The sequence below is a fragment of the Arthrobacter sp. KBS0703 genome, assembly GCF_002008315.2.
In the GTDB taxonomy this organism is placed as follows: Bacteria; Actinomycetota; Actinomycetes; order Actinomycetales; family Micrococcaceae; genus Arthrobacter.
On the sequence record NZ_MVDG02000001.1, the window covers coordinates 3,841,238 to 3,865,957 of the forward strand.

Sequence of the window (24,720 nt, forward strand, 5' to 3'; positions counted from 1 at the left end):
CTAGCGCCGCGCTATCCCACCGGGGCCTTGTCGGCGGTGAGCAGGTAGCCCATCCCCCGCACCGTCATCAGGCTCTGCACGCCGAACGGGACGTCGATTTTCCGGCGGAGATATCCAACGTAGACCTCGACGACGTTATCTCCGCCGTCAAAGGCGGCATCCCACACGTTGTCCAGGATCTCGCCCTTTGAAATCACCTGGCCAGGCCGCCGCATCAGGAAGTGCAGCAGAGCGTACTCCTTGGCGGTCAAGGCAATCGCGGCCTCCCCCCGGCGCACCTGGCGGCTTGCCGTGTCAAGGCTCAAAGATCCCAGCTCCAGGACGACAGGCCGCTCCGGCGCTCCGCGGCGCACCAGCGCCCTGATCCTGGCGACCAGGACGAGGAAGCTGAACGGCTTCGTCAGGTAGTCATCGGCTCCGAGGTCGAAGGCATCCGTCTGGTCGTACTCGCCGTCCTTGGCCGTCAGCACCAGAACGGGCGTCCAGATTTTGCGGCCCCGGATTTCTTTCAGTACGTCATAGCCATTCTGCAGCGGCAGCATCAGATCGAGCAGAATCACGTCGTAGGGCTTCTCCGTCGCAGCCCAGACCCCGCTGATGCCGTCATGAACGACGTCCACCACGAATCCTTCGTTGGCCAGCCCGCGGCGGACCGTATCGGCCAGCTGCTTTTCATCCTCGACAACCAGAATTCTCACGCCTGCCCCCGCCCATTCATTCTCGAAGTATCCCTGACGGAGGGCCGGTCTGTCCCTACGGCACGGGCTTCTCAGCTTGCTCTCATGACCGGTGCACCATCCTGTGCATGAGACCTTCGTGATCCGCTACAGGAAAGAATGCCACCATGTACGCCACCTCCAGACCCGCGGCCGTAATTTATCGCGCGCTGGGCTTCCGGCGGTGGATGAGCACGAACAGGCCGCCCTAACCCTTTCTCGCCTCAAGACAAGCGGAAGAACCGACCGAGGAAGTGAAAGTCAGTGGCAAACATACGATGGGATCTTGTTCCCAACCCGGAGTGGGTACGGATGTACCGGCGCGGCCTCAGCCGCGGCCAAATCTCGGATCAGACCGGGGCGCCCATATCGACCGTGGGTTACCACCTGACGGCGGCACGGACCGCCGATCCGGCGCTTCGTGAGGAGCACTTTGCCGCCGCCAACGGAGACCCTGCCAGGGCAACCCGGCGAAGCGTCGAACGTATGAACGAGCTCGTCGGAATGGTGCGGCAAACGGGCCGGTACCCCGCAACCAACGCGCCCGACGCCTCGGAACGCAACCTCGCAGCATGGCTGCGCCGCCGCCGCCGGGACGCTGCAGCGGGATCGCTTACCCGCATCATCGATGACGGCCTGAGCGTTCTGCCGGACTGGAAGACCCCCAAGCGCGCCGGTCGGAGTGACGCCGGCCTGACGGCAGCGCGCCGGCGCTAGCGGGAGTGTTCCGCCTGTCGGAACCTCGATCTCGACAGGCTCGATCAGCGGGCGGGCTCCATCAGCGGACGGGCGGCGGTCAGTCGTCCTCGGCGCCCTGGTTCAGGACCTGGAAGTCCGGGCCGAGGTTCACTTCGACTTCCGGGCCGCTGTTCAGCCGGATCTCAACTTCGTAGGCAGAGCCCGGGTCCCCGCCGCCCTCAACATCGGTCACCGTCCCCGGCCCCACCTTGGCAAGCGCGGCCTCGACAGCTTTGTCGCGATCGGCCTGGCTCAGGGTGCTCTGGGAACCTCCGTTGGAGGTCAAGTCGTCAACCACCAGGCTTCCGGCCGCCGCCGCAACCGTTGCGCCGCCCAGGGCTGCCGCAGCCACTGCTGCTCCGATGATCCATGCTGTTCTCTTGCGCACAACAGTCTCCTTTCACATCGTTTTCCCCAGTGTCCTACCGATTTTGGACCGCCACAACGCCCCACAGGAAACGCCCGCCCGGGCTACCCCCGGGCGGGCGAATCTCGTTCTTGCGGCGGGTGGGCTGTCCCGCTACAGGAGGCTTGTTCCGATGTCTTTGCCGATCCGTTGGAGCAGAGCGGCGGAGAGTTCGGGGTCCTTGGACGAGTCCTGGTCGGTGTATTCGGCCAGGGTGTACACCCTCGTCAGCGACATTTCGGACCACCGCTCCCGGGGCAACAGGGAACGGCCGGCGACGGCGATGATCGGGCGGGAGCCAGACCGGCGGGCGACGGCGGCCGGCAGCTTGCCGGACAGCGTCTGTTCGTCGATGCTGCCTTCGCCGGTGATGACCACGTCGCAGCTGTCCTTGCGGGCGTTGAAGCCGAGCAGGTCCAGGAAGTAGTCCGCGCCGGAGACCTGTTTGGCGCCGAGGAGCAGGCAGGCGTAGCCGATTCCCCCGGCGCTTCCGGCGCCGGCGTGCCCCGCCAGCGCCGTTGCGTCGGCGAACCCTGCCTCCGCCATCTTGGCGACGAGGTGCTCCAGGCCCTGGTCGAGGGCTGCGATGTCCTTCGGCTCGGCGCCTTTTTGCGGGCCGAAGACCGCCGGTGCCCCCTGGCCGCCGAGCAGCGGGTTGTGGACGTCGCTGGCGACGATGAGTTCCGTGTCCGCCAGTTCGGGGAGTCCGGTCCGGTGGACGGAGTCGATCAGTGCGAGGGCCCTGCCGCTGCCGTAGAGGTGCCGGCCGTCGGCGTCGCGGAAGCTGTAGCCCAGGGCTGTGAGCATTCCCATGCCGCCGTCGGTGCTGGCGCTGCCGCCCAGGGCCATGACGATCCTGGCCGGCTTCAGGCTGAGGGCGAACAGGATGGCTTCGCCGAAGCCGCGGCTGGATGCGCTGAGCGGTTCCAGCTTTCCGTCCGGGAGGAGCCCGAGGCCGCAGGTGTTGGCGACCTCGACGACGGCGGTCTCGCCGTCGAACGCGATGTCCGCCTGGACGTGCTGGCCCGTGGGGCCGGCGACCGTGTAGCTTCGCCGGGTGAAGCCGGAGGCGACGGCGGCATCGACGCTGCCGTCACCTCCGTCCGCCAGCGGAAGCAGTTCGCAATGGACCGCTCCGGCTGTGCCGGCGGCACCGGCTGCCGAGCGGAGCCCCGCGGCCAGGGCGGCCGCAACCTCGCCGGCGGTGAGGCTGCCTTTGAACTTGTCGGGCGCGATGAGGGTCCGCACGGTTTTCGGGGCGGTGGTGCTGTGCATGTCAGACGGTTTCCGAGTAGGCCGGACCGCGGCGGCGGGAGTGTCCGGCTTCATCGGCGCCCCCGTCATGTTTTGGGCTGATTTCCTTGGGGGCGTGGTGGCCGTATTCGGCCAGGTCGTCGTCGATGTCCGTGACCTCGTCGAGGTGGATCGGGTCCTCGCTGGGCATCGGCTCAACCGTCTCGCCGGCGAAGACGCGGCGGGCGCGGTCCGCGTCCAGGGTCCGGTCCCACCAGGCGATGAACAGCGTGGCGACGGCGTTGCCCGTGAAGTTCACCAGGGCCCGGCACTCGGACATGAACTTGTCGATGCCGAAGATGAGCATGATGCCGGCGGCCGGGATGGTCCCGATGGTGGTGAGCGTGGCGGTCAGGGCGATGAAGCCGCCACCGGCGACGCCCGCTGCGCCCTTGGAGGTGAGCAGCATGACCGCGAGCAGGCCCAGCTGCTGGCCGATGGTCAGGTCCGTGTTGGTGGCCTGGGCGATGTAGAGGGCGGCAAGGGAGAGGTAGATGGCGGCGCCGTCGAGGTTGAAGCTGTAGCCGGTGGGGACGACGAGTCCGACGGTTTCCTTCTTCACGCCGGCATGTTCGAGCTTCCGCATCAGGCCCGGCAGGGCAGGTTCGGCAGTGGACGTGCCCAGGATGAGCATGTATTCCTCTTTGAGGTGCCGGATCATCGTGAAGATGTTCAGCTTCAGGAACGCCATGACGGAGCCGAGGACCACGACGACGAAGAGGATCGAGGTGGCGTAGAAGAGTGCGATCAGCCCGCCCATGCTGGTGAGTGAGGAGACGCCGTACTTGCCGACGGCGAACGCCATCGCGCCAAAGGCGCCGATGGGAGCGGCCTTCATGATGAAGCTCAGGATCTTGAACATGACTCCGGTGAGGCGCTGCACGCCGTCCAGGACGGGCGCGCCGACCTTGCCCATGGCATTCAGGGCGATGCCAAAGACGACGGCGATGAAGATGATCTGGAGGATGTCGCCTTCGACGAAGGGGCCAACGATGCTGTTGGGAATGATGTGGGTCAGGAACTGCCACCATTCCTGGTGGGCACCGGCGTCGATAAGCTTCGCGGCAGACTCTGAGGTCTTGATCGAACCCGCGTCCGCGTTGACGCCGTCGCCGAGGCGGAAGATGTTAATGGCGACCAGGCCGAAGATCATGGCGAAGATGGTGCCGACCTGGAAGTAGGTCAGGGCCTTCAGGCCGGTCATGCCAACTTTTTTGAGGTCCGCGACGCTGGCGATGCCGCCGACGATGGTCAGGAACACGATCGGGCCGATGAGCATCTTCATCGAGCTGACGAAGGTGGTGCCGATGGGTTCCATGGCGATGCCGACTGTCGGTGCGAGCCAGCCGACCAGGATGCCGATGAGAATGGCGGTCAGTACCCAGAAGTACAGCTGCTTGTACCAGCGTGTCTTGGGTGCCGGCGTTGCCGTGCCGGCGGTGGTGATGTGATCCATGATTCCTACCTCGTTGTGGAATGTCGCTGGAGGGTGCTTTGAAGAATGAAAGTGGCGGAAAGGGCGGCGGCGGTTTGCGGCACCGCCGCCCACTCCGGGCTTGTACTGACCGCCGGTTTGTCGGCTGGTCCGGTGTTCTGGTTAGACGGCGGCCAGGGTGTGGCTCAGGGCGTTGATGATGGCGTCGGCGACGTCGTCGGTGTTGGCTTCGCCGCCGACGTCGCGGGTCAGGTACCCGGCTGCGGTGGTCTGCTCGATCGCGGCCTCGACCAGGCGGGCTTCCTTGTGCAAGCCGAAGTGGTCCAGCATCAGTGCGGCGCTGGCGATCGCACCGATCGGGTTGCTGATGCCCTTGCCGGCGATGTCCGGAGCGGAGCCGTGGACCGGTTCGAACATGGACGGGAAGCGGCGCTCCGGGTTGAGGTTCGCGCTGGCTGCCAGGCCGAGGCTTCCGGCCAGGGCCGAGCCGAGGTCCGAAAGGATGTCTGCGTTCAGGTTCGATGCCACGACGACGGACAGGTCCTCCGGCTTGAGGATGAACTTCGCGCTCATCGCGTCGACCAGGACGCTTTCGGTTGCCACGTCCGGGTAGTCCAGGGCCACGCGCTGGAAGGTTTCGTCCCAGAGGACCATGCCGTACTGCTGGGCGTTGGACTTGGTCACGGAGGAGACCTTCTTCACCGTGCGGGTCCGGGCGAGGTCGAAGGCGAAGCGCATGATGCGTTCGCAGCCCTTCTCGGTGAACAACGCGGTCTGCAGGGCGACCTCGTTGCCCGGGCCGCGGCCGCTGAGGTTCCGTCCGCCGAGGCCGGCGTATTCGCCTTCGCTGTTTTCGCGGACAACCACCCAGTCGAGCTCGGTGTGGTCGGCCTTGCGGAGCGGCGACTGGATGCCGGGGAGGAACTTCACCGGGCGGATGTTGGCCCACTGGTCGAAGTTCTGGGTGATGTTCAGGCGCAGGCCCCAGAGGCTGATGTGGTCCGGGACGTTTTCCCAGCCGACGGCGCCGAAGTAGATGGCGTCGAAGTCCTTCAGGGTCTCCAGGCCCTTGGGGTCCATCATCTGGCCGGTCTTTTCGAAGTACCCGCAGCCCCAGGGGAACTCGGTCCACTCGAAGGAAAACTTGCCGCCGGAGTTCTCGGCCAGGGCGTCCAGGACCCGGCGGCCTGCGGAGACGACCTCTTTGCCGACGCCGTCTGCGGGGATTGAAGCGATGGTGAATATCTGGGTGGCGCTCATGTGCCTACCTCCTCGTTGAGTCTGTTAGCAGCGTCACACTGCCCTTCCTCTTCAAGTAGAGGGCATGACCCCGAACGGCGTCCAAGACCAAGATTCGATACGGTAAATAGGTTGAGCCTATTGGTTCGCGGCGTGCGTCTCGTCCTGGACGGCGTGGAGCTCCGCGATTGCCAGGAATGCCCGGGCCGCAGGCGTCAGGTCTTCCTTCCTGCTCAGGATGGCCACATCGAGGTGCGATACCGGTTCAATCAGCAGTGTGCGCAGCCCTGCCTTGTGGGCAGTCGGGGCCCAGGAGGACGGCATCACCGCGTGGCCCACACCGGCAAGCACCAGCGGCAGGATGGAGGTCCGGTGGGCCACCTCGACCACGATCTCAGTGTCAACGCCGTGGGCCAGGGCGTCATCCACCAGCCAACGCATCAGCGAGCCGCGCTGGCTGGCGATCAGCCGGTGCCCGCCAAGGTCCTCACGCTGGATTGCCGCCCCGGGGCCGAAGGTGTCCGCGTGGGGATTGACGATGAGGATCAGCGGCTGCCGCTCGAGGTTGATCACCTGGACGCCGGGAACCTTGATGGCGCTGGACGAGCCGGCCAGGCCGATCTCGGTGCTTCCGCTGCGGACCGATTCGATCACCTCTTCCGGGGTGAACGCGGCGCTGACATTGAGCCGGACCGACGGGTGGGCCCGGATGAAGCCGGCGATCATGGACGTCAACGGCTCAATGCCCGGGGACGGCATGGTGATGATGTCCAGCCTGCCGCTGCGGACGCCCCGAAGAGCCTGGACCGCCGACTGTGCCGCATCGAGATCGCGCATCACCAGCCGCGCGGGTCCGACGAGTTCCTTGCCGGCTTCGCTGAGCACCACGCGGCGGCCGATGCGGTGGAAGAGCGGCACGCCCAGCTCGTTCTCCAGGCCGGCGATGGTCTGGGACAGTGAGGGCTGGGCGATCAGCAGGTGTTCCGCGGCACGGTTGAAGCCGCCATGGTCAACCACCGCCAGGAAATACTTCAGCTTCCGTGTGTCCATGCCAGCTTCGTCACCGCTTCCGATCCCGGGCTCCCGTCGCCGCGGAAGCATAGATAGCCTACGCCTATCGAATGCCCGGCGGTGGTTGGGCCTGCTGAAATCTCGATCTCGACAAGCTCGATAAGCGGAGTGGAATCGATCAGCGGCTTAGCGGCTGTAGATTCCCGTCAGCGTGGCCGTGCCCAGCAGGTGCTTGGCGAGCTCGGTTCCGAGACCCGCGGGCTTGGTCCCGGTCTTCAGTTCCCCGACGTCCAGGGCATAGACGGTGACGACGTACCGGTGCCGGCCGTGCCCGGGCGGCGGGGCGGCGCCCAGATATCCGTGGAAGCCGGCGTCGTTCTTCAGCTGTACGGCGCTGGGCGGGAGCTGCGGGCCTGCCTCGGCTCCGGCTCCCTCCGGCAGCGACGTGACATCGGCCGGGATGTTGAGCACAGCCCAGTGCCAGAACCCCCCGGCGCCGGGGGCGTCGGGATCAAAGACCGTGACGGCGAAGCTTGCGGTGCCCGCCGGCGCGCCGCTCCAGCTCAGCTGCGGGGACTCGTCCGCGCCGCCGGCGTGCATCCTGCCGCTGCGCTGCGCGGGATGCAGGGTCTCACCGTCCTGGAACGAGCGGCTGGTGAGCTCGAACGACGGTACGTCCGGGAGGTTGGGAAAGGGACTGGCGGATGTCATGGCGGCCTTTCAGATGGTGGTGACTTCGGCTTCCTCTGCTGCTGCTTCGACGCGGTTGAGTTCGGCACGCGTGGGCGGATTGGCACCGGCGCGGGACACTGTCACGGCGGCGGCGCGGGAGGCGTGCGCCAGGAGGGCGGCGAGGCCTGTCTCTTATACACATCAGATGTGTATAAGAGACAGGTTCTGGGCTCCGGCCAGCCCGCGGTCCACCACGCCGGACAGCAGCGCGGCCATGAAGGAGTCGCCGGCACCCACGGTGTCCGCCACTTCCACCCGGGGCGCGGCGAATTCGGTCTCCCCCGCCGCCGTGATGCCCCACGGGCCGGCCGCTCCGCGGGTCACCACCACCATGGCTGGGCCTTCGGCGCCGCCCAGCGACAGCCAGCGCCGCGCCGAGTCCAGCACGTCGACGCCCGGGTAGAGCCAGGCGAGGTCCTCGTCGGACGCCTTGACGACGTCCGAAAGAGTCACGAACTTCTCCGCCTGGCGCCGGGCATAGTCCGCATCCGTGATGATGCTGGGGCGGCAGTTGGGGTCAAAGCTGATGGTCGCGGAGGGGTGGGAATGTTCGACGGCGGCCAGGACGTCAGCGGCGCCCGGCGCCAGCATCGTGGCAATAGAGCCGGTGTGAAGCAGGGTGGTGCCCTGCAGCATGAACGGCAGCCGTTCGGCGAGGCCGGGAAGCTCCCAGGCGAGGTCGAACGTGTAGGTGGCGGCGCCGTCGTCGTCCACCAGTGCGGTGGCCACGCTGGTGGGCAGGCCGTCCGGGGCCTGCGGGAGCATGACCGAACTGGCCTTCAGGTGGGCGGCCACCGACTCGCCGTAGGCGTCGCGGCCATAGCGGCCGATGAACTGCACGGGGTGGCCGAGGCGGGCGAGGCCCACCGCGACATTGAGCGGGCTGCCGCCGACGTGGGCTTCGATTCCGGAGCTGCGCTGGACGACGTCAACGAGGCCCTCGCCAATAACTGTGAGCATGGACATACTCTGCCAGAGAACGCGGCCCGGCGCTCAGTGGATCCGGGCAGGCAACAGTGCAGCGGACCTTCCGGCCCGCTGCACGCTCCCGCTGCGGTAATTCGCTAGGACTTCTTTCCCGGCAGCGCGAGCTTGAAGACCTTGGCCCAGGACGATCCGACCTGCTTGAGCAGCGGACCCGTGGTGTACGGCAGGCCGTAGCGCTTGCAGATTTCCTGCACCTTCGGGGCAACCTCGCCGTACCGGTTGGACGGCAGGTCGGGGAAGAGGTGGTGCTCGATCTGGTGGGACAGGTTTCCGGTCATGAGGTGCATGAACTTGGAGCCGGAGATGTTGGCCGAGCCGATCATCTGCCGGACGTACCAGTCGCCGCGGGTCTCGCCTTCCACCATTTCCTCGGTGAACGTGTCTGCCCCTTCGGGGAAGTGGCCGCAGAAGATCACCGCATGGGCCCAGACGTTGCGGACGGCATTGGCGGTCAACGTGCCGTAGAGCGCCTGCTTGCCCGAGCCGGTCAGCATGGCGACGGCCGGAGTCGCGGCGTAGTCCTTGGTGAACTGGGTGACTACCTTGCGGCCCAGGGCCTTGAGGTCACGCTTCATGGCCTCCTTGGACTTCTTGCCCTCTTGGTAGTCCACCAGCTCGAGGTCGTAGATGGCGATGCCCCACTCGAAGATGGGCGCCAGGATGGCGTTGTACAGCGGGTTGCCCAAGTTGTGCGGCTTCCACGGCTGGTCGGCATCCATGCGCAGGAGGTTGTATCCAACGTCGTTGTCCCGGCCCACCACGTTGGTCCAGCGGTGGTGGAGGTCGTTGTGGGTGTGCTGCCAGGAACGTGCCGGCGTGACGAAGTCCCATTCCCAGGTGGTGGAGTGGATGTCCGGGTCCCGCATCCAGTCCCACTGGCCGTGCAGGATGTTGTGCCCGATTTCCATGTTTTCGAGAATCTTGGCGAGGCTCAGCAGAGTGGTGCCCGTGACCCAGGCGGCCTTGTTGCGGCCCATCAGCAGCGCGGCGCGGCCGGAAATCTCGAGGCCGCGCTGGACCTTGATGACGCGCCGGATGTACGCGGCGTCGGACGCCCCGCGCTTGGCCAGGATGTCGTCCCGGATGGCGTCCAGTTCACGGCCCATCTCGGCAACCTGCTCATCGGTAAGGTGCGCCGCAGCCGGAGGACGCACCAGAGGGCTGCCGGAGGAGGCCAGCGCACCGGGGCGGTGCTTTGCCGCCGTCCCGTTGATCGACGTCGATTTCGCGGCTGTGCGGTCAGATATTGCAGTCATACGGTGTAGCTCCTCAGATGTCGAGGTTAACGGGCCCGGCGGCTGCCGAAACACACGTCTGGATTAGTTGGCCCGGTTCGCCGTGGACTTCGCCGGTGCGCAGGTCGCGCACCTGGCCGGCCCGCAGCGGTAACAGGCAGCTGTGGCAGATACCCATGCGGCAGCCGCTGGGCATCAGGACTCCCGCGTCTTCGCCGACGTCGAGCAGCGGCGTGCCGCCGTCGGCCTCAACCTCGCGGTCGGACGCCTCAAAGGTGACCAGGCCGCCGTCGTGCCCCGCCCCGCCCACCAGGCTGGTGTTGAAGCGTTCGATGATCAGGCTGATGGGGTCCGCGGCGAACGGGCCCGGCGCTGCTTTCTCGTGGGCGGCGGCTTCGCTGGACCAAAGCGCCTCGGCGTCGTCGAGGAATTCCTCGGGGCCGCAGGCGTAGGCGGCGCGCTGGCGCCAGTCCGGGCACAGCTCCTCCAGCTGGGCGTTGGATCCGAAGTCCAGCCGGCCGCGTTCGCCGGTGTACCAGTGGGTGACGCGGAAGTTGGGGAACTGGTCCGCGAGCTCGGACAGTTCCTCGTGGAAGATGCTGTCCTGCGGCGTGCGGGCGGAGTGGATGAGCACGACGTCGGCGTCCGGGCGGTGCGGCACCAGGGTGCGGACCATGGACATGACCGGCGTGATGCCGCTGCCCGCAGTGAGCATCAGCAGCGGGCGGGGGTGTTCCGGCAGGACGAAGTCGCCCTGCGGCGGCGCCAGGAACAGGATGTCCCCGGGCTTGGTCTGCCGGACCAGGACGCCGGAAACCGCGCCGACGTCACTCACCGTGATGGCGGGATCCTGCCCGGCAGGGGCACTGAGCGAGTACGAGCGCCAGTGGCGCACGCCGTCCAGCTCCACGCCGATCCGCGCCCACTGGCCGGCCTTGTGGGCCTTCCAGCCGCGGCCGGGGTGGAAGTAAATGGTGGCCGAATCCGCAGTTTCCGGAACAACCTTGGTGACCACGCCGCGCAGCTGGCGGGCGGAGAACACAGGGTTAAAAAGCGCAAGAACATCCTCCGGCGCCAACGGAGTGGTCAGAACGGACGCGGCGCGCGCCAATTTGCGAAGCCGAATCATGTTGTCCACCACCTGTTGGATTCACCCATATATTTCTCCTAGTGAAGCCGGTGATCGTAATATACAAAACTACCCCAACCCCCAGCTACTACATTCCCCCATGCAGGTGCCGCTAGCAACCGGGAACAACTGTGACAGTAAGTGTACTTATCATTTATGGTCACGGCGAGCGGGTAGCTCCGAGGGCAAGGCTGGTGCGCCCCTGCCCGGACTCAGCCGGCAGCGGCCTTACTACCTACCCCATGACTGTGCAACGAACAGAGGTCGGTGGAGTTCCCATTCTTGCGTACGCGAGCATCAACCCCTCTACGACCAGGCCTCACCGGTGGCGGGGCCTGGTCGTTGCCTGCAGGACCTCGTGGTGCCTGCTCGGCGACTAACGCCCCCATTTCGGGTGGGATAGCAGTCCATACCGGCAAGCTTCCAAGGTTTTCAGAAGTTGTCCAGCGAACACTGGTGTTGTTGTACCTCAGGTTTCTGCACCTCAGGGGGGATTGGCAGGCCGGCGGCCATCGGCTGCGGGCCTGCTTCATTTAACACCACCTGATCGCACAATCTGGAGGAATCATGTCTTCTCGCAGGGCAGTTCTGAGGCTCGGTTTGGCGGGCACGGCAGCGTTGACCGGGGTGGCGGTGAGTGTTGGTGGGGCGGCGCCGGCCTCTTCGCTCATTACCGGGAGCCTGCTCGCACCGAAGAACACGCCAATCCCTTTCCAGGCGCTATTCCGCCGGCCCCCGGAGCTGGTGCCCTTCCAGACGGGCTTCGATGGCGGCGACCGGAAGCGGCCGTTTGCACGCTACGCACTCACCCAGAAACTCGGCCAGGCCCGGTTCCTGCCCGGTCTGTCGACCACGGTGGCCGGGTACAATGGCATCTTCCCAGGCCCCACGATCCGGGCCCGACAGGGCGCCCGGATCGAAGTGCGGATTCGCAACGCCTTCCCGCCGCTCGGCATTCTCCAGCCAGGCGCCTTCAGCACGTCCACACACCTGCACGGCTCGGCGTCCCTGCCCCAGTACGACGGCTATGCCAACGACATCACCGTTCCCGGCAACGTCAAGAATTACCACTATCCCAACAGACAGACCGCGCGGACGCTTTGGTACCACGACCACAAGCACCACATCACCGCCCAGAATGTGTACTCGGGGCTGGCGGGGTTCTACCCGCTATCGGACCGGTTCGACCTGGCGCAGCTGCCGCAGGGGGAGTTCGACGTGCCGCTGATGCTGTCGGACGCATTGTTCAACGCCGATGGCTCTCTGGCGTACAACGACAACGGCCAAAAGGGGCTGTGGGGTGACGTGATCATGGTCAACGGCGTGCCGTGGCCGACGATGAAGGTCAAGCCCCGCATCTATCGTTTCCGGGTGCTGGACGCCTCGATTGCACGCTCCTACCGCCCCACCCTGTCCAACGGAGAGCCCGTGTACATTGTCGGCACCGACGGGGGTATGACGCCGGTGGTGCAGGCCGTGTCGTCCTGGCGGCAGGGCACCGCGGAGCGCTACGAAATCCTGATTGACTTCCGCAAGTACAGGCCAGGCCAGAGCGTGGAACTGCGGAACCTCAGCAACAAGAACAACCTCGACTTCGCCAACACCAACAAGATCATGCGGTTCCAGGTGGTGGCCGACTCCGGTTCCGGCAAGGGGTCCATCGACGCGATCCCCGCGCGACTGGACGACGGCGGATCGCCCACCGCGTCCCGGGGCGGTATCCCCACGATGAAACTGACCCCGGAGATGGCCGTGGTGAAGCGGCAGCTCAAGTTCATGCGCCAGCACGGCCAGTGGACTATCAACGGGGTCATTTGGGACGACATAGAAAGGTCCGGGTTCACCAAGCTCTTCGGCAACCCCCAACCAATGGCTGTCGAGCAGTGGACCATCATCAACGAGTCCGGGGGCTGGTTCCACCCGGTGCACGTCCACCTGACCGACGCCAAAATCATCGCCCGCAACACCAACGGCGGCAAACCGTTCGCTTGGGAGGGCGGGCCCAAGGACGTCTTCTACGCCGGTGAGAACGAGTCCATCACCACGCTGATGCAGTTCGACGTCGGACCGCGGGAGGGAGGGCGGTACATGATCCACTGCCACAACCTGGTGCACGAGGACCACGACATGATGGTGCAGTATTCAGTGGGCGACCTGCGGACCAACAACCCCATCACCTCTGACCCGCCAATCCGCGACTCCTTGCCCGTGAACGCTTTCCCACCGGTTTACCGGCCGGCGTTTCCGGCCGGAACGTGAGCAGCGGGACTGCCCCACTCCCGTCTCCCACGTGAGAGGGAACCTTGGAGCGCGTCAGGGGTGCGGGGGCGGCCGGCAGGCGTTTCACGCCAGCCGCCCTCCCCTAGAGCCCCAGCAGCTCCTGCACCAGCTCGCGGCATTTCCGGTAGGACGAGGCCTTCGGGTCGATCAGCGCGAAGTGGTCACCCGGAACCTTGACCACCTGCACCGGCGCCCCTGCGGCCCGGGCGGCCGCCACATAGGCTTCCGACTGGCTCATGGGTACGGTGTCGTCCTCAAGGCCGTGGACCGCATAGACGGGAACGTCGAGCGGGACGGCGCTCATGGGATCGGCGTACTTGTGCCGCTTGGGGTACTTGCCGGACGAGCCGCCCATGAGGTTGCTCACCGCGCCGTTGCTGAGATCGAGCCAGTCGGCCTGGGCCAGGTTAAGAAGCCCGGACTGGCTGACCACGCCCGTCAGGTGCACCGCTTCGCCGTTGAGGTTCCGCAGGACCTGCCGGTCCGCGTCCGGCGCCCCGAGCCCTGCGAGCCGGTCCCGGCCGGCTGCCCAGACGGCGAGGTGGCCGCCGGCGGAGTGTCCCAGCGCCACCACACGGGAAATATCCAGGCCGTGTTCTTCGGCTATTTCGCGGAGCTTGTCGATCCCGGCGAGGACGTCTTCGAAGGTGTGCGGCCAGCCGCCGCCGTTGCCTGCCCGCCGGTATTCAAGGTTCCAGGCGGCCATCCCGTGCGCGGCGAGGTCCTTGGCCAGCGGCTCTCCCAGTTCCGCGCCGTACTGCGAGCGCCAGTAGCCGCCGTGGATGACCACCACCACGCCTCGGGTCACCGTGTGCTTGCTCCGGGACTGGGATGCTGGCGGCGGTTCCGGCAGAAAGAGCTCGCCCCATTGGCTGGGGTGGTCACCGTACTGGTACTTCTGCCGCTTCACTGCATCCTCCTTGGGTCCCGGTGAACAGGACGGCGTCCAGCGCCGCCAGGTTCACCACTGCCGCAGCGCCCGGCAGTCCATTGGACAGCAGGGCACGACGGCGCACATCAGCCATGTGCCGAGCCTACAGGGGAGCCGGTCCCGCCGGGCGGAAGCCACCGCCGCGACGGGGCAGGCGGCCAGGTTTCAGGAATGACGACGGCGGCTGGCGGCGGGGGTGTCACCCCCGCCGGCGTCGCACCCCCTTGATAGTTTGGAACCATGGCAAGCAACTGGGATCGCCTGGACGTCAGTCAGCGCGACTCCGTGCAGGAAAACGTAGAGCTCTACGAGCGAGTCCGGCCTGCCCTGAAGCTGGTCACCCGCGAGGTCCTGCAGACCCTCCGGACAATGCTCAAGGACACCGAAGTCACGCCGCTGTTCGTCACCGGCCGCACCAAGTCCGTGGAGTCCTTCCGGGAGAAAATCTCCCGCACCGAAGAGCCGCTGGAACCGGGCGACCCACGGGCGCTGAAGTTCCCCGATCCGTTCCGCACCCTCAACGACATGGTGGGCGTCCGCGTCATCACCAAGCTGCCGGCCGAAAACGCCGCCGTGGCCAACCTCATCAAGCGCCAGCGGCAACTCTTCGACTGCCGCGGCGACCGTGAGAAGGACATCGGCTCCATCGAGTCCGGGACGTACGGCTACTCCAGCCGCCACCTCATCCTGCGGACCATCCAGAACGAGGCCGTCAAGGACTACCAGCAGGTCTTCAACCCGGAGGCGCAGCCCAACGGCAGCTACTTCTTCGAATGCCAGATCCGCACCGTGTTTGCGCATGCGTGGAGCGAAATAGAGCATGACATCCGGTTCAAGGCCGAGGACCCGCGGGCCTGGACCCCGCACTTCGACCGCCAGTTCACCGCCACCGCCGCCATGCTCGAAACGGTGGAGACCGCATTCGCCGACCTTCATGAACGCTACGAGGAGGTCCGCGGCTACTGGGACATGGACGGCGAGGGCTCGGCGCAGCTCACGCCCAACCGCATCCGCGACGTCTGGCGCACGCTGCTTCCGCACGTGGACCGTAAAGTAGATGACGACTGGGGATGGGCCGCCGAGCTCATGGCAGCCCACGGCCTCAACCAGACCGTGCAGCTCGCCGGCCTGCTCAGCGCCAACCGGATCACCGAGGTCCGCAAGGCCCTGGACCACCGCTACTCCCCCGGCCCGGACCGGCTGCTGGACGACCTCCTCCTCTGGCAGTACGGCACCAAGCACATTGACCTCACAGCCGAGGCGCCCGACGCCGTTCCGCACCCCCGGCGCGACAGCCTCCAGCGGCGGCTGAAGCAGATCGAGCGCTACCGCCAGACCAAGAAATAGGGATCCATGAAGCCCGAACAGCTCCAGTCCGTCCGGGCAACACTGCGCTCCCCGCGCCGGCTCAAAACCGAGGCCCTGGCCGGCCTGGTGGTGGCCCTCGCGCTCATCCCGGAGGCCATCGCGTTCTCCGTGATCGCAGGCGTGGACCCCCGGATCGGCCTGTTTGCGTCCTTCACCATGGCCGTGACCATCTCCTTCGTCGGCGGCCGTCCCGCCATGATTTCCGCGGCCACCGGCGCCGTGGCCCTGGTGATCGCCCCGCTGATGCGCAGCCACGGGCTGGACTACCTGATTTCCGCGGTGATCCTGGCTGGCGTCTTCCAGATCCTCCTGGCGGTCCTCGGCGTCACCCGGCTGATGCGCTTCATCCCCCGTTCGGTGATGGTGGGCTTCGTCAACGCCCTGGCCATCCTGGTATTCATGGCCCAGCTTCCTGAGCTCATCGGCGTCCCGTGGCCGGTGTATCCGCTGGTGGCCGCGGGCCTGCTGATCGTCGTCGGCGTTCCCCGGATTACGACGGCGGTACCGTCGCCGCTGGTGGCGATCGTGCTGCTGACCCTGTTGGCCGTCCTGGCGGGAATCAATGTCCCCGCCGTCCGGGACAAGGGACAGCTGCCCGAAAGCCTGCCCTCGCTGTTCGTGCCCCACGTGCCGCTGACCCTGGAGACGTTCCAGACCATCGCCCCGTTTGCACTGTCCATGGCGCTCGTGGGGCTGCTGGAATCACTCATGACGGCCAAGCTCGTGGACGACATCACGGACACCCGCTCCAACAAGACCCGCGAGTCCTGGGGCCAGGGCGTGGCCAACATTGTGACGGGGTTCCTGGGCGGCATGGGCGGCTGCGCGGTGATCGGCCAGACCATGATCAACGTCAAGGGCTCCGGCGCGCGGAGCCGGGTTTCCACGTTCCTCGCCGGCGCGTTCCTGCTGGTGCTGGTGGTGACGCTGGGCGACGTCGTGGGCCTCATCCCGATGGCCGCGCTGGTGGCCGTGATGATCTTCGTCTCGGCCATCACCTTTGACTGGCACTCGGTTGCCCCGAAAACCCTGAAGCGGATGCCGCGCTCCGAAACGGCCGTCATGCTGATCACCGTCGCCACCGTGGTGGTGACACACAACCTGGCGATCGGCGTCGGCGCCGGGGTGCTCGCCGCGATGGCGATGTTCGCCCGGCGGGTTGCCCACTTTGCCACAGTGGAACGGACCGAGGTGGAGCTGAACGGCCGGACCGTGGCCACGTACACCGTGGACGGCGAGCTGTTCTTTGCGTCGTCGAATGACCTCTACACCCAGTTCGATTACGCCCGGGACTCGGAGCCGCACGTCGCCGGAGTGGTGATCGACCTGCACGCCTCGCACCTTTGGGACGCCTCCACCATCGCTGTGCTGGACGCCGTGACAGAGAAGTACCGCAGGCACGGCCGGGACGTCGAACTGATCGGACTGAATGCGGCCAGCATCCAGATGCGCGAACGCCTCGCGGGCAAGCTCAACGCCGGCCACTAAGGGACCGCAGGGTGCCGTTACCTTAATGTGACATTCGGAAGAGCCTCCCGTACCGTGGAAAAGGTGCCCTTTTCACCGAAGAGGGCATTCCCGCGCTGATTGCCTAACTCTGCCGCAGCCCGGGATCCGTTCGCAGACCATGTCCGGCAGAGACGGGGAAACCAATTTTCGGCCCGCTTGAACGGGCCTTGGGGTGAAGCCGCGCAGCTCCTGCTTCTGTTCAGGACGTGCGGCCGGGTGTCTCCCATCCGAATCCGACAGCTCACCTCGCAGGCATCGGGAGAGGCTCAGATGTGTATAAGAGACAGTATCCTTGGCCGCCGCCGCGCAGCCGCCACCCGCTCGAATCCGCTCGTTTCGGCCTCCCGCGCCGTCACGGCCGGAGGACTGGGACGCCAGACCGCCGTCATCCTCGCGGCGTCGGGGCTTGCCTTCACCGGAAGCATCGCCGCGAATGCCGCCAACGGACCCGCACAGCAGGACGCGGCCCCGGCCGCCGCACCCGCCGCGGCACCCGAGGCTGTCAGCCAGGCGCAGGCTCCGCTGAGTGCGGACTCCAGCGTCCGGATTGACTACGAGCGCCCCATCGTAAAATCCACCCCGGCTCCCGTCGTGGAAGCCCCGGTCGTGGAGGCGCCGCCCGTGGCAGAGACTCCGGCGCCCGTGGCCGCACCCGTCGCTGCTCCGGCTCCGGCGAAAATCACCGTCCAGGCCGCGGCGGCTCCGGCCAAGGCCCCTGCGGCTGCCGCCGGCAGCGTCAACGCCTCCATGGTCTCGTCCGCCTACGCCCAGCTGGGCATCACCCAAGACTGCACCGCCATGGTTGAAAAGGCACTGGGCGCCTCCGGGATCCCGGTGGGCGACCTCGCCCCGATGCAGTTCATGAACTACGGAAGCGTCGTCTCCACCCCCCAGCCCGGCGACATGGTGGTCCAGTCCGGCCACGTGGGAATCTTCGTCGGCAACGGCAATGTTCTCAGCGGTGGCATGAACGGCTCCAACCAGACCGTGGTTCACCCGCTGTCCTGGCTGACCGCCACGGGCCCGGTCACGTTCGTGCGGGCCGCGGCTTAACAGCGCCACAACATGCATTCAGCGGGGCTCTTAGGGCACCGCGTGGAGGGCCGGTGTTCCGCTGCCTTGGGGGCAGCGGAGCGCCGGCCCTTTCACTGTCCCGCCGCAGCATCCGGGGATGCGCACCAAATCCCCCTGCACCAGCCGCGGACTAATCAGTATGCTGACAGAACAGCCATTACGACGGCCCGCCACCGGGAGGAAAAGACCGTGAATGAGAGCAACATCGACGGCGGAACCATCGATGACAATTCGTTGTCCGCGTACTTGCACAGCCATCTGATAGCGGCAGCCGCCGGAGAGCGCCTCTTCGAACAGGCGGCCAAAACCTGGGACGGCACGCCGCACGGCACCACCCTCAGCCACCTTGCCGCGGAAGTGAGCGCGGACAAGGCAGCGCTCCACGAGTTCTCCGACCTGATGCATCTGCACATGCCGGCCTACAAGAAGCCGTTGTCGTGGATCAGCGCCCAGATCGGCAAACTGGATCCGCTGAATCCGCTGCACTCCCCCGACGGAGCCACAGGTCAGCTCGCCCTCGAAGGACTCATCAGCGCGGTCACCGGAAAGTCCCTGCTCTGGAAGTCGCTGATCATCCTCTCCCGCACGGACGGGCGCATCGACCCCGACACGGTCAACCGCTTCCTGGACCGCGCAAACGAGCAAATCCGGGAACTGGAGGCCCTTCTGCTCGACACGACGCCGGAGCGCCTCTCCACGTCTGACGGATAGGGGCTTCCTGGGCCGTGGCCCGGTCACCCTTGGACGGTTCGGTTCCGCCCCTGCGATTTTGCCTCGTACAGGGCGACGTCGGCGGCGGCGATCAGCTCGTCCAGGTCTTCCGTCCCTGCCGTGAATTTGGAGAGGCCGTAGCTGACGGTGGGCATCCGGAGCACCTCCGGTATGGCATATCTGGCAAGCCGCCGGCTGATCTCCGTGGTGATGGTCTCGGCCTGGCGCGGACCAACGCCCGGGATCATGAGGATGAACTCCTCTCCGCCGTATCGCCCCACAAGGTCCGTGGAGCGGACCGTCTCCTTGCAGGCATCGGCGAACGCCTGCAAGGCAAGGTCGCCGGCCGCGTGGCCGAAGGTGTCATTGACTGTCTTGAAGTGGTCCAGATCGGCAAGGATCAGCGTTCCGGACGTGTCGAGCTGCCTGCAGCGGTCCATCTCAGCCGCCGCCAGCTCAATGAACGCGCTGCGGTTGAGGAGGCCGGTCAGGCCGTCCTCCCTGGCCACGGTCTGGAGTGCCCGCGTCTGCTGCTCCGTGCTGAGTTCGGCCATGCTGAAGGAGCCGACCACCAGGAACACCATGGTGACTAGCGTGGTCACGGAGGATCCGAAGTAGGTGACAAACGTCGGACCGGCCGGACCTTCCGCGATGAAGATCGCCAGACGGCCCACGTAGAAGACGGCGACGCCTCCGGCAGCTATGGCCGTTGGTATCCGCACCCGGGAGTAGCCGGGCTCCAGCTGCCACAGCTCGCGGGAAGCCAGGCCAATGAAGAGGCACATGGAGCCCAGGAATACAGCACCCCCGGCCCATGTATTGGATCCCGGATTGTCCAGGGCTGCGGCAATGCCCGCGATGCCCGGGACGGCGACGGAGAGCCAGACGTTGCATTTAAGCATCCGGAGCGAACGCGCAGCGGCCCAGACACTCGCCACCCCGGCAATGAGCAGGACGTTTCCCAGCGGGTTGGCCCACACCTGGTGGGGTGTTCCGTCCAGGAGGAAGCTTGCCGCGCCCGCGAGAAACAGCAGCAGGGCCACGCACCACCAGCCACTGTATGCGGAACGGGTGGTGCGGAACGCGGAGAAGTAGAACAGGATGCCCATGACTAAAGCCATCACGCTGAAGGCAACGCGGAGTGTTGCCGTGTCTAGGATCATTTCCGCCCCCTGCATCGCGATCCAGTGCAACCCAGTATCGCACCCGCACTGCGCCAGCGATGAGTCTGCCGCCGACTGATTCTGCGCGGCCGACACATTTGTCTGACATCAGTCACGAATTGGTTTGGGGCGGCTGTTCAGTGCCAGCATTATTGAATGCTTGAGGCAACAAAGACCCCCGAAACTGCTCCGTTGGCCACGGCGGCCGGCGTCGAGCCACTGAATCCGGCCCTCGCGGCAGAGGCCAAGATCGCCCGTGTTGCCGTGACCGTGTTCCCGCTGCTGGTGCTGGCTGCCGGCGTGGCCGGATTCCTGCTCCCCGGCGCCTTCCAGCCCCTCGGCCCCGCCGTCCCGTACCTGCTGGGCATCATCATGTTCTGCATGGGCCTAACGCTGACGCCCCCCGACTTCGCTGCCGTGGCCCGCAGGCCGTGGGCTGTGGTCCTGGGCATCGTTGCCCACTACGTGATCATGCCCGGGGCGGGGTGGCTGATCGCCACCGTTCTTCAGCTTGAGCCGGCCCTGGCCGTCGGCCTGATCCTCGTTGGCTGCGCGCCGTCCGGCACTGCCTCCAACGTCATGGCCTTCCTGGCCAAGGGCGATGTTGCCCTGTCCGTGGCCGTGGCGAGCGTGTCAACGCTGATCGCCCCGATCGTCACGCCCGTACTGGTGCTCTTCCTCGCCGGATCGTTCCTGAGCATCGACGCCGGCGCCATGGTCCTGGACATCGTCAAGACCGTCCTCCTGCCCGTCATTGCCGGCCTGATGGCACGGCTGTTCCTCAAGAACCTCGTCGCAAAGGCGCTTCCGGCTCTGCCCTGGGCATCCGCCGTCGTCATCTCCCTCATCGTGGCCGTAGTGGTGGCGGGCAGTGCCGGCAAGATCGTGGCAGCAGGCGGCATCGTGTTCCTGGCCGTCGTGCTCCACAACGGCTTCGGCCTCGGACTCGGATACCTGGCCGGCAAGCTGGGCCGCCTGGACGACAAGGCTCGCAGGGCACTGGCATTTGAGGTGGGCATGCAAAATTCAGGCCTGGCGGCCACACTCGCCACCGCCCACTTCACGCCGCTGGCCGCGCTTCCGTCCGCCGTTTTCTCGCTGTGGCACAACATTTCCGGCGCCATCGTGGCCGCCTTGCTGGCCCGGAGGCCCCTCCAGGACTCCACGCCCGGCGGTTCCTGAGGCTCAGCGGTTCCTGACCTCAGGCGGAAGCCGCCAGGTGGCCGCGGTCTTGCTCGTTCTTCCCGGCCGGCGGCCGTAGCGCCTTGAGGGCGCCCGCCCAGGCAATGACCTGATCGAACACCGTGGCCAGGTTCTTCTCCGCCGCGGCGGAGGGCGTGAAGGTCCTGTAGTGCTCGAATTCCGTGGCCAGGGGCAGCGCCACCTGGGCGCGGACGTCGGCCATCTGCAGCTCTGCCGCCACGCCGCGCAGGTGCTCCACGGCGCGGATGCCGCCCGCGCTGCCGTAGCTCACGAAGGCCGCCGCCTTGTTGTTCCATTCCGCGTAGAGGTAATCCAGCGCGTTCTTCAGCGCTCCCGGAATCGAGTGGTTGTACTCGCCCGTCACGAAGATGAAGCCGTCAAAGCCGGCCACCGCTTCCGCCCAGGCCCTGGTGTGACCCTGCTCGTGCTTGCCGAGCGACGGCGGCAGCGGTTCATCCAGCAGCGGGAGGTCAAAGTCGGCGACGTCGAGGAGCTCGAACCGGGCGTCGGCGCGTTCGGCGGCCCGCAGCAGCACCCAGTCGGCCACCGCCTTTCCCAGCCGGCCTGGCCGGGTGCTTCCCAGTACGATCGCAATCCGTGTCATGGCAGGCCTCCCCTCGGCGCGACCTTGCTTGCCACTAGGTATTAACAACCGGGCACGGCCCGTTCTTCCCCGGAAGGCTGCGGGATGCGGGCGGTTCAGCTAAGCGTAACTGGGCACCGCCAGGCTCCGGAATTCGGACCCCTGGAAGATGAGCGGATCGCTGCTGCTGTCCGTAACCGAGTATCCGTGCACCCTGAGCAGGACCACGGCGTGGTCGCCGGCGGGGACTTCAGTCTCCACCGAGCAGTCCAGCCAGAGCCCGGCGTCGTTGAGGAAGAGCGCGCCCTGTTCGGTGGCAGTGAGCCCGATGCCGGCGAAGCGGTCCGCCGATTTCGAGGCAATCTGCCGGCAGGCGTCCGTCTGCCCCGCGGCCAGGACCGAGACACCGATCCTGCCGCCTGCCCGGATAAGCGGCCACGTCTGCGAGCTGTTCTGCACCGCGAACATGACCAGCGGTGGGTCCAGCGAAACCCCGACGGTGAAGGTCGATGCCACGATTCCCTGCGGTGCTCCGTCCACGAGCGTGCACAGCGCCGCGACGCCGGAGGGGAAGTGGCCGAAGGTTTCGCGGAGGGAGGCCGGGTCTAAATCACGGTTCAGAAACAACGAATTCTCTTTTCGTCGGCGTGGCGGGTTCGGTGGTCGCGGTCGGTTCGGGGGCGCCGTCGGGGACGGCAGGGGCGGCTTGCGCAACAGGCGCGGCGGGACCGCCGTCGGCGAACGGCGCAACAGGCGCGGCGGGACCGCCGTCGGCAAAAACGCTGGCGGGACGGGGCAGCCCGTAGTGCTCCCGCAGGGTGCTGCCCGTGTATTCGCGCCGGAACAGTCCCCGGGCCCGCAGGATCGGGATGACATGGTCCACGAACGCGTCAAGGCCCGACGGGAGCACGGGCGGCATGATGTTGAACCCGTCCGCCGCGCCCTTCTCGAACCAGCCCTGGATCGCATCCGCCACCTGCTCGGGCGTGCCGGAGAAGGTGCGGTGGCCGCGGCCGCCACCCAGCCTGCCGATGAGCTGGCGGACGGTCAGCCGCTCCCGCCGGGCGAGCTCCACGATCAGCGTGTACCTGCTCTTGGCGCCCTCGATCTCGTCCTCCGACGGAAGGTCCTCCGGCAGCTGCGCGTCCAGCGGCAGCGACTCGGGCGAAACCCGCAGGATGCCTGCCAGCTGCTTCCGCGCGTGTTCGGGGTGGATCAGTTCGTCGAGTTCGCGTTCCAGGCGGCGCGCTTCCTTCTCGGTGGAGCCGATGATCGGAACAATGCCGGGCAGGATCTTGACGTGGTCCGGGTTCCGTCCGACGGCGGCGGTCTTCCGCTTCAGGTCGGCGTAGAACCGCTGGGCTTCCGCAAGGGTCTGCTGCGCGGTGAACACGGCTTCGGCGTAACGGGCGGCGAAGTCCTTGCCGTCCTCGGAAGAGCCGGCCTGCACAATCACCGGATGGCCCTGGGGCGGGCGCGGCACGTCCAGCGGGCCCTGGATCCGGAAGTACCGGCCTGTGTGGTTGACGGCGTGGACCCGGGAACTGTCCGCCCAGACGCCGGCGGCCTTGTCCCCCACCGGGGCGTCGTCCTCCCAGCTGTCCCAGAGCTTCCGGGACGCGTCAAGGAACTCGGCGGCCCGCTCGTAGCGGCGCCAGTGTGCGGGCTGGTCATCCAGCGAGAAGTTCCGCGCCGCGGCCTCTCCGGCCGTGGTCACCACGTTCCAGCCTGCCCGGCCGCCGCTGATGTGATCCAGCGAGGCGAAGCGCCGGGCCAGGTTGTAGGGATCGTTGTACGTGGTGGACGCCGTGGCGATCAGCCCGATCCGTTTGGTCACGGCGGCGATGGCGCTCAGCAGGAGCGTGGGTTCCAGCGTGCCGTAGGGGCGCTGGCGCACGTCCCCGTGCAGCACCGGTGAGTCCGCGAAGAAAATCGAATCGAAGGTTCCGCGTTCCGCCGTGCGGGCGAGCCGCTGGAAATGGGCCACCTGGGTGCCCGCAAAGCTGTCGCTTTCGGGCAGCCGCCACGAGGCCTCATGGTGTCCGGTGCTCATGAGGAAGGCGTTCAGATGCAGTTGGCGTTCGCCGCCGGCGTCGCTGTTGCTGGGTGTACGTTCTGGCATGACGTTCCTTGGTGTTCGGGGGGCGTGTATGGGCGCGCCGCTTACGCGGCCTGGGATCCGACGGCAGTCCGCCAGCGGGAGAAATGGCGTTCGACGGCGACCAGCAGGTAGTTGACCAGCAGGCCCAGCAGCGAAACAGTCAGGATCCCCGCGTACATGTCCGGGATCAGGAAGCTCATCTGGGAATTCACGATCAGGTAGCCCAGGCCGGCTTTGGCCCCCACCATTTCCGCGGCAATCAGGACCAGGATGGAGGATGTCCCCGCCATCCGGACGCCCGTGAAGATGGTGGGCACGGCGGAGGGCAGGATGACCTTCTGGAACAGCTGGAAGTTCGACAGCCCCAGCGAGCGGGCGGCCCGGATCAGCAGCGGATCGACGGTCCGGACGCCGGCGATGGTGTTCAGCAGGACCGGGAAGAACGCGGCGTAGGCCACGATGCTGATCTTGGATGTTTCCCCGATGCCTAGGAGCAGGGTGAAGACCGGGAGCAGCGCGAGCGCCGCCGTGTTGCGGAACACTTCCAGCAGCGGATTCAGGAAACGGTCCAGGGACCGGTACCACGCCACCAGCAGGCCGAGGGCGACGGCGGCCACCACGGCGATGCCGAAGCCGCTGGCCGAACGGGTCAGGCTGGCCGCGAGGTGGTTCTGCAGCTGGCCGTTCTCGATGAGGGTTCCCAGTGCCTGAAGCACCACGTGCAGGGGCGGAAGGAAGACGCGCGTGGAGGGCGGCGCGAGATAGGTGGGGCCCAGCTCCCACAGCAGCAGGAACAGCAGGATCGCTCCGGCGCCCCAGGCCGCGCGCCCCGCCGTCAGGGCCGCCAGGCGGAACCGTGAGGGTCTCTTATACACA

General features: G+C 66.7%; 23 protein-coding genes, 1 pseudogene and 1 riboswitch. Of the genes and pseudogenes, 7 read left to right on the forward strand and 17 right to left on the reverse strand.

The window, feature by feature from the left end:
• Window positions 1-11 precede the first annotated feature (11 nt).
• Window positions 12-698: a response regulator transcription factor gene (locus B1A87_RS17850; protein WP_078028626.1), complete on the reverse strand. Its 687-nt coding sequence runs from the start codon at window positions 696-698 to the stop codon at window positions 12-14.
• A gap of 282 nt (window positions 699-980) precedes the next feature.
• On the opposite strand from B1A87_RS17850, the gene B1A87_RS17855 reads away from it, so the two are divergent.
• Window positions 981-1,433 (forward strand): hypothetical protein, encoded by a 453-nt coding sequence (locus B1A87_RS17855; protein ID WP_139362844.1) that lies wholly within the window; start codon window positions 981-983, stop codon window positions 1,431-1,433.
• A gap of 79 nt (window positions 1,434-1,512) precedes the next feature.
• On the opposite strand, the gene B1A87_RS17860 is transcribed toward B1A87_RS17855, so the two are convergent.
• The 9 genes and pseudogenes from B1A87_RS17860 to B1A87_RS17900 all read right to left on the reverse strand — a co-directional run bounded on the left by B1A87_RS17860 (window position 1,513) and on the right by B1A87_RS17900 (window position 10,921).
• On the reverse strand, window positions 1,513-1,842 hold the full coding sequence (locus B1A87_RS17860; protein WP_078028628.1) for a PepSY domain-containing protein: 330 nt from the start codon (window positions 1,840-1,842) through the stop codon (window positions 1,513-1,515).
• A 132-nt stretch (window positions 1,843-1,974) separates the two neighbouring features.
• Window positions 1,975-3,135 carry a glycerate kinase gene (locus B1A87_RS17865; RefSeq protein WP_078028629.1) on the reverse strand — a complete coding sequence of 387 codons (1,161 nt, stop codon included), beginning with the start codon at window positions 3,133-3,135 and terminating at the stop codon, window positions 1,975-1,977.
• 1 nt (window position 3,136) lies between these two features.
• Window positions 3,137-4,609 (reverse strand): C4-dicarboxylate transporter DctA, encoded by a 1,473-nt coding sequence (gene dctA / locus B1A87_RS17870; protein ID WP_078028630.1) that lies wholly within the window; start codon window positions 4,607-4,609, stop codon window positions 3,137-3,139.
• A 141-nt stretch (window positions 4,610-4,750) separates the two neighbouring features.
• Window positions 4,751-5,848, reverse strand: coding sequence for a tartrate dehydrogenase (locus tag B1A87_RS17875; RefSeq protein WP_078028631.1), 1,098 nt, complete (start codon window positions 5,846-5,848; stop codon window positions 4,751-4,753).
• A 117-nt stretch (window positions 5,849-5,965) separates the two neighbouring features.
• Window positions 5,966-6,877: a LysR family transcriptional regulator gene (locus B1A87_RS17880; protein WP_078028632.1), complete on the reverse strand. Its 912-nt coding sequence runs from the start codon at window positions 6,875-6,877 to the stop codon at window positions 5,966-5,968.
• 147 nt (window positions 6,878-7,024) lie between these two features.
• Window positions 7,025-7,549 carry a YbhB/YbcL family Raf kinase inhibitor-like protein gene (locus B1A87_RS17885; RefSeq protein WP_078028633.1) on the reverse strand — a complete coding sequence of 175 codons (525 nt, stop codon included), beginning with the start codon at window positions 7,547-7,549 and terminating at the stop codon, window positions 7,025-7,027.
• A gap of 9 nt (window positions 7,550-7,558) precedes the next feature.
• Window positions 7,559-8,530, reverse strand: a pseudogene (locus B1A87_RS17890) (carbohydrate kinase).
• 104 nt (window positions 8,531-8,634) lie between these two features.
• Window positions 8,635-9,813, reverse strand: a complete 1,179-nt coding sequence (locus B1A87_RS17895) for an acyl-CoA desaturase (RefSeq protein WP_078028634.1) — start codon at window positions 9,811-9,813, stop codon at window positions 8,635-8,637.
• A gap of 13 nt (window positions 9,814-9,826) precedes the next feature.
• Window positions 9,827-10,921 (reverse strand): ferredoxin reductase, encoded by a 1,095-nt coding sequence (locus B1A87_RS17900; RefSeq protein WP_078028691.1) that lies wholly within the window; start codon window positions 10,919-10,921, stop codon window positions 9,827-9,829.
• Between the two features lie 744 nt (window positions 10,922-11,665).
• On the opposite strand from B1A87_RS17900, the gene B1A87_RS17905 reads away from it, so the two are divergent.
• Window positions 11,666-13,180 (forward strand): multicopper oxidase family protein, encoded by a 1,515-nt coding sequence (locus B1A87_RS17905; RefSeq protein WP_260680929.1) that lies wholly within the window; start codon window positions 11,666-11,668, stop codon window positions 13,178-13,180.
• Window positions 13,181-13,283: 103 nt separating this feature from the next.
• On the opposite strand, the gene B1A87_RS17910 is transcribed toward B1A87_RS17905, so the two are convergent.
• Entirely contained in the window at window positions 13,284-14,111 is an 828-nt protein-coding gene (locus B1A87_RS17910) for an alpha/beta hydrolase (RefSeq protein ID WP_078028636.1), read from the reverse strand.
• Window positions 14,083-14,226: a hypothetical protein gene (locus B1A87_RS23135; RefSeq protein ID WP_185982358.1), complete on the reverse strand. Its 144-nt coding sequence runs from the start codon at window positions 14,224-14,226 to the stop codon at window positions 14,083-14,085. Before B1A87_RS23135 ends, B1A87_RS17910 begins: the two co-directional genes overlap by 29 nt.
• Before the next feature lie 146 nt (window positions 14,227-14,372).
• Between B1A87_RS23135 and B1A87_RS17915 the strand changes: the two genes are divergently transcribed.
• The 4 genes from B1A87_RS17915 (at window position 14,373) to B1A87_RS17930 (ending at window position 18,794) form a co-directional block, all read left to right on the forward strand.
• Window positions 14,373-15,479, forward strand: a complete 1,107-nt coding sequence (locus B1A87_RS17915) for a GTP pyrophosphokinase family protein (protein WP_078028637.1) — start codon at window positions 14,373-14,375, stop codon at window positions 15,477-15,479.
• A gap of 6 nt (window positions 15,480-15,485) precedes the next feature.
• Window positions 15,486-16,988, forward strand: a complete 1,503-nt coding sequence (locus B1A87_RS17920) for a SulP family inorganic anion transporter (RefSeq protein ID WP_078028638.1) — start codon at window positions 15,486-15,488, stop codon at window positions 16,986-16,988.
• Between the two features lie 90 nt (window positions 16,989-17,078).
• Window positions 17,079-17,278, forward strand: a riboswitch (cyclic di-AMP (ydaO/yuaA leader).
• A gap of 1 nt (window position 17,279) precedes the next feature.
• Window positions 17,280-18,062 (forward strand): hypothetical protein, encoded by a 783-nt coding sequence (locus B1A87_RS17925; RefSeq protein WP_185982359.1) that lies wholly within the window; start codon window positions 17,280-17,282, stop codon window positions 18,060-18,062.
• Between the two features lie 210 nt (window positions 18,063-18,272).
• On the forward strand, window positions 18,273-18,794 hold the full coding sequence (locus tag B1A87_RS17930; RefSeq protein WP_078028640.1) for a hypothetical protein: 522 nt from the start codon (window positions 18,273-18,275) through the stop codon (window positions 18,792-18,794).
• Between the two features lie 23 nt (window positions 18,795-18,817).
• Here the strand turns inward: B1A87_RS17930 and B1A87_RS17935 are convergent, their stop codons facing one another.
• Complete coding sequence (locus B1A87_RS17935) at window positions 18,818-19,957, reverse strand: diguanylate cyclase (RefSeq protein WP_078028692.1); 1,140 nt, start codon at window positions 19,955-19,957, stop codon at window positions 18,818-18,820.
• 156 nt (window positions 19,958-20,113) lie between these two features.
• Here B1A87_RS17935 and B1A87_RS17940 point away from each other — a divergent pair, with 156 nt between their 5' ends.
• Window positions 20,114-21,139, forward strand: a complete 1,026-nt coding sequence (locus tag B1A87_RS17940; protein WP_078028641.1) for a bile acid:sodium symporter family protein — start codon at window positions 20,114-20,116, stop codon at window positions 21,137-21,139.
• A gap of 19 nt (window positions 21,140-21,158) precedes the next feature.
• Here the strand turns inward: B1A87_RS17940 and B1A87_RS17945 are convergent, their stop codons facing one another.
• From B1A87_RS17945 to B1A87_RS17960, 4 genes are all read right to left on the reverse strand, one after another.
• The gene (locus tag B1A87_RS17945; protein ID WP_078028642.1) at window positions 21,159-21,764 is read right to left on the reverse strand and encodes an NADPH-dependent FMN reductase; all 606 of its coding nucleotides are present in this window, start codon (window positions 21,762-21,764) and stop codon (window positions 21,159-21,161) included.
• A 99-nt stretch (window positions 21,765-21,863) separates the two neighbouring features.
• Window positions 21,864-22,370, reverse strand: a complete 507-nt coding sequence (locus B1A87_RS17950) for a flavin reductase family protein (RefSeq protein WP_078028643.1) — start codon at window positions 22,368-22,370, stop codon at window positions 21,864-21,866.
• Entirely contained in the window at window positions 22,354-23,865 is a 1,512-nt protein-coding gene (locus B1A87_RS17955) for an LLM class flavin-dependent oxidoreductase (RefSeq protein ID WP_260680930.1), read from the reverse strand. The genes B1A87_RS17950 and B1A87_RS17955 overlap by 17 nt, the downstream gene beginning before the upstream one ends.
• Before the next feature lie 41 nt (window positions 23,866-23,906).
• A complete protein-coding gene (locus B1A87_RS17960) occupies window positions 23,907-24,719 on the reverse strand; it encodes an ABC transporter permease (RefSeq protein WP_260680931.1) in 813 nt (270 codons plus the stop codon).
• Window position 24,720: the final 1 nt, after the last annotated feature.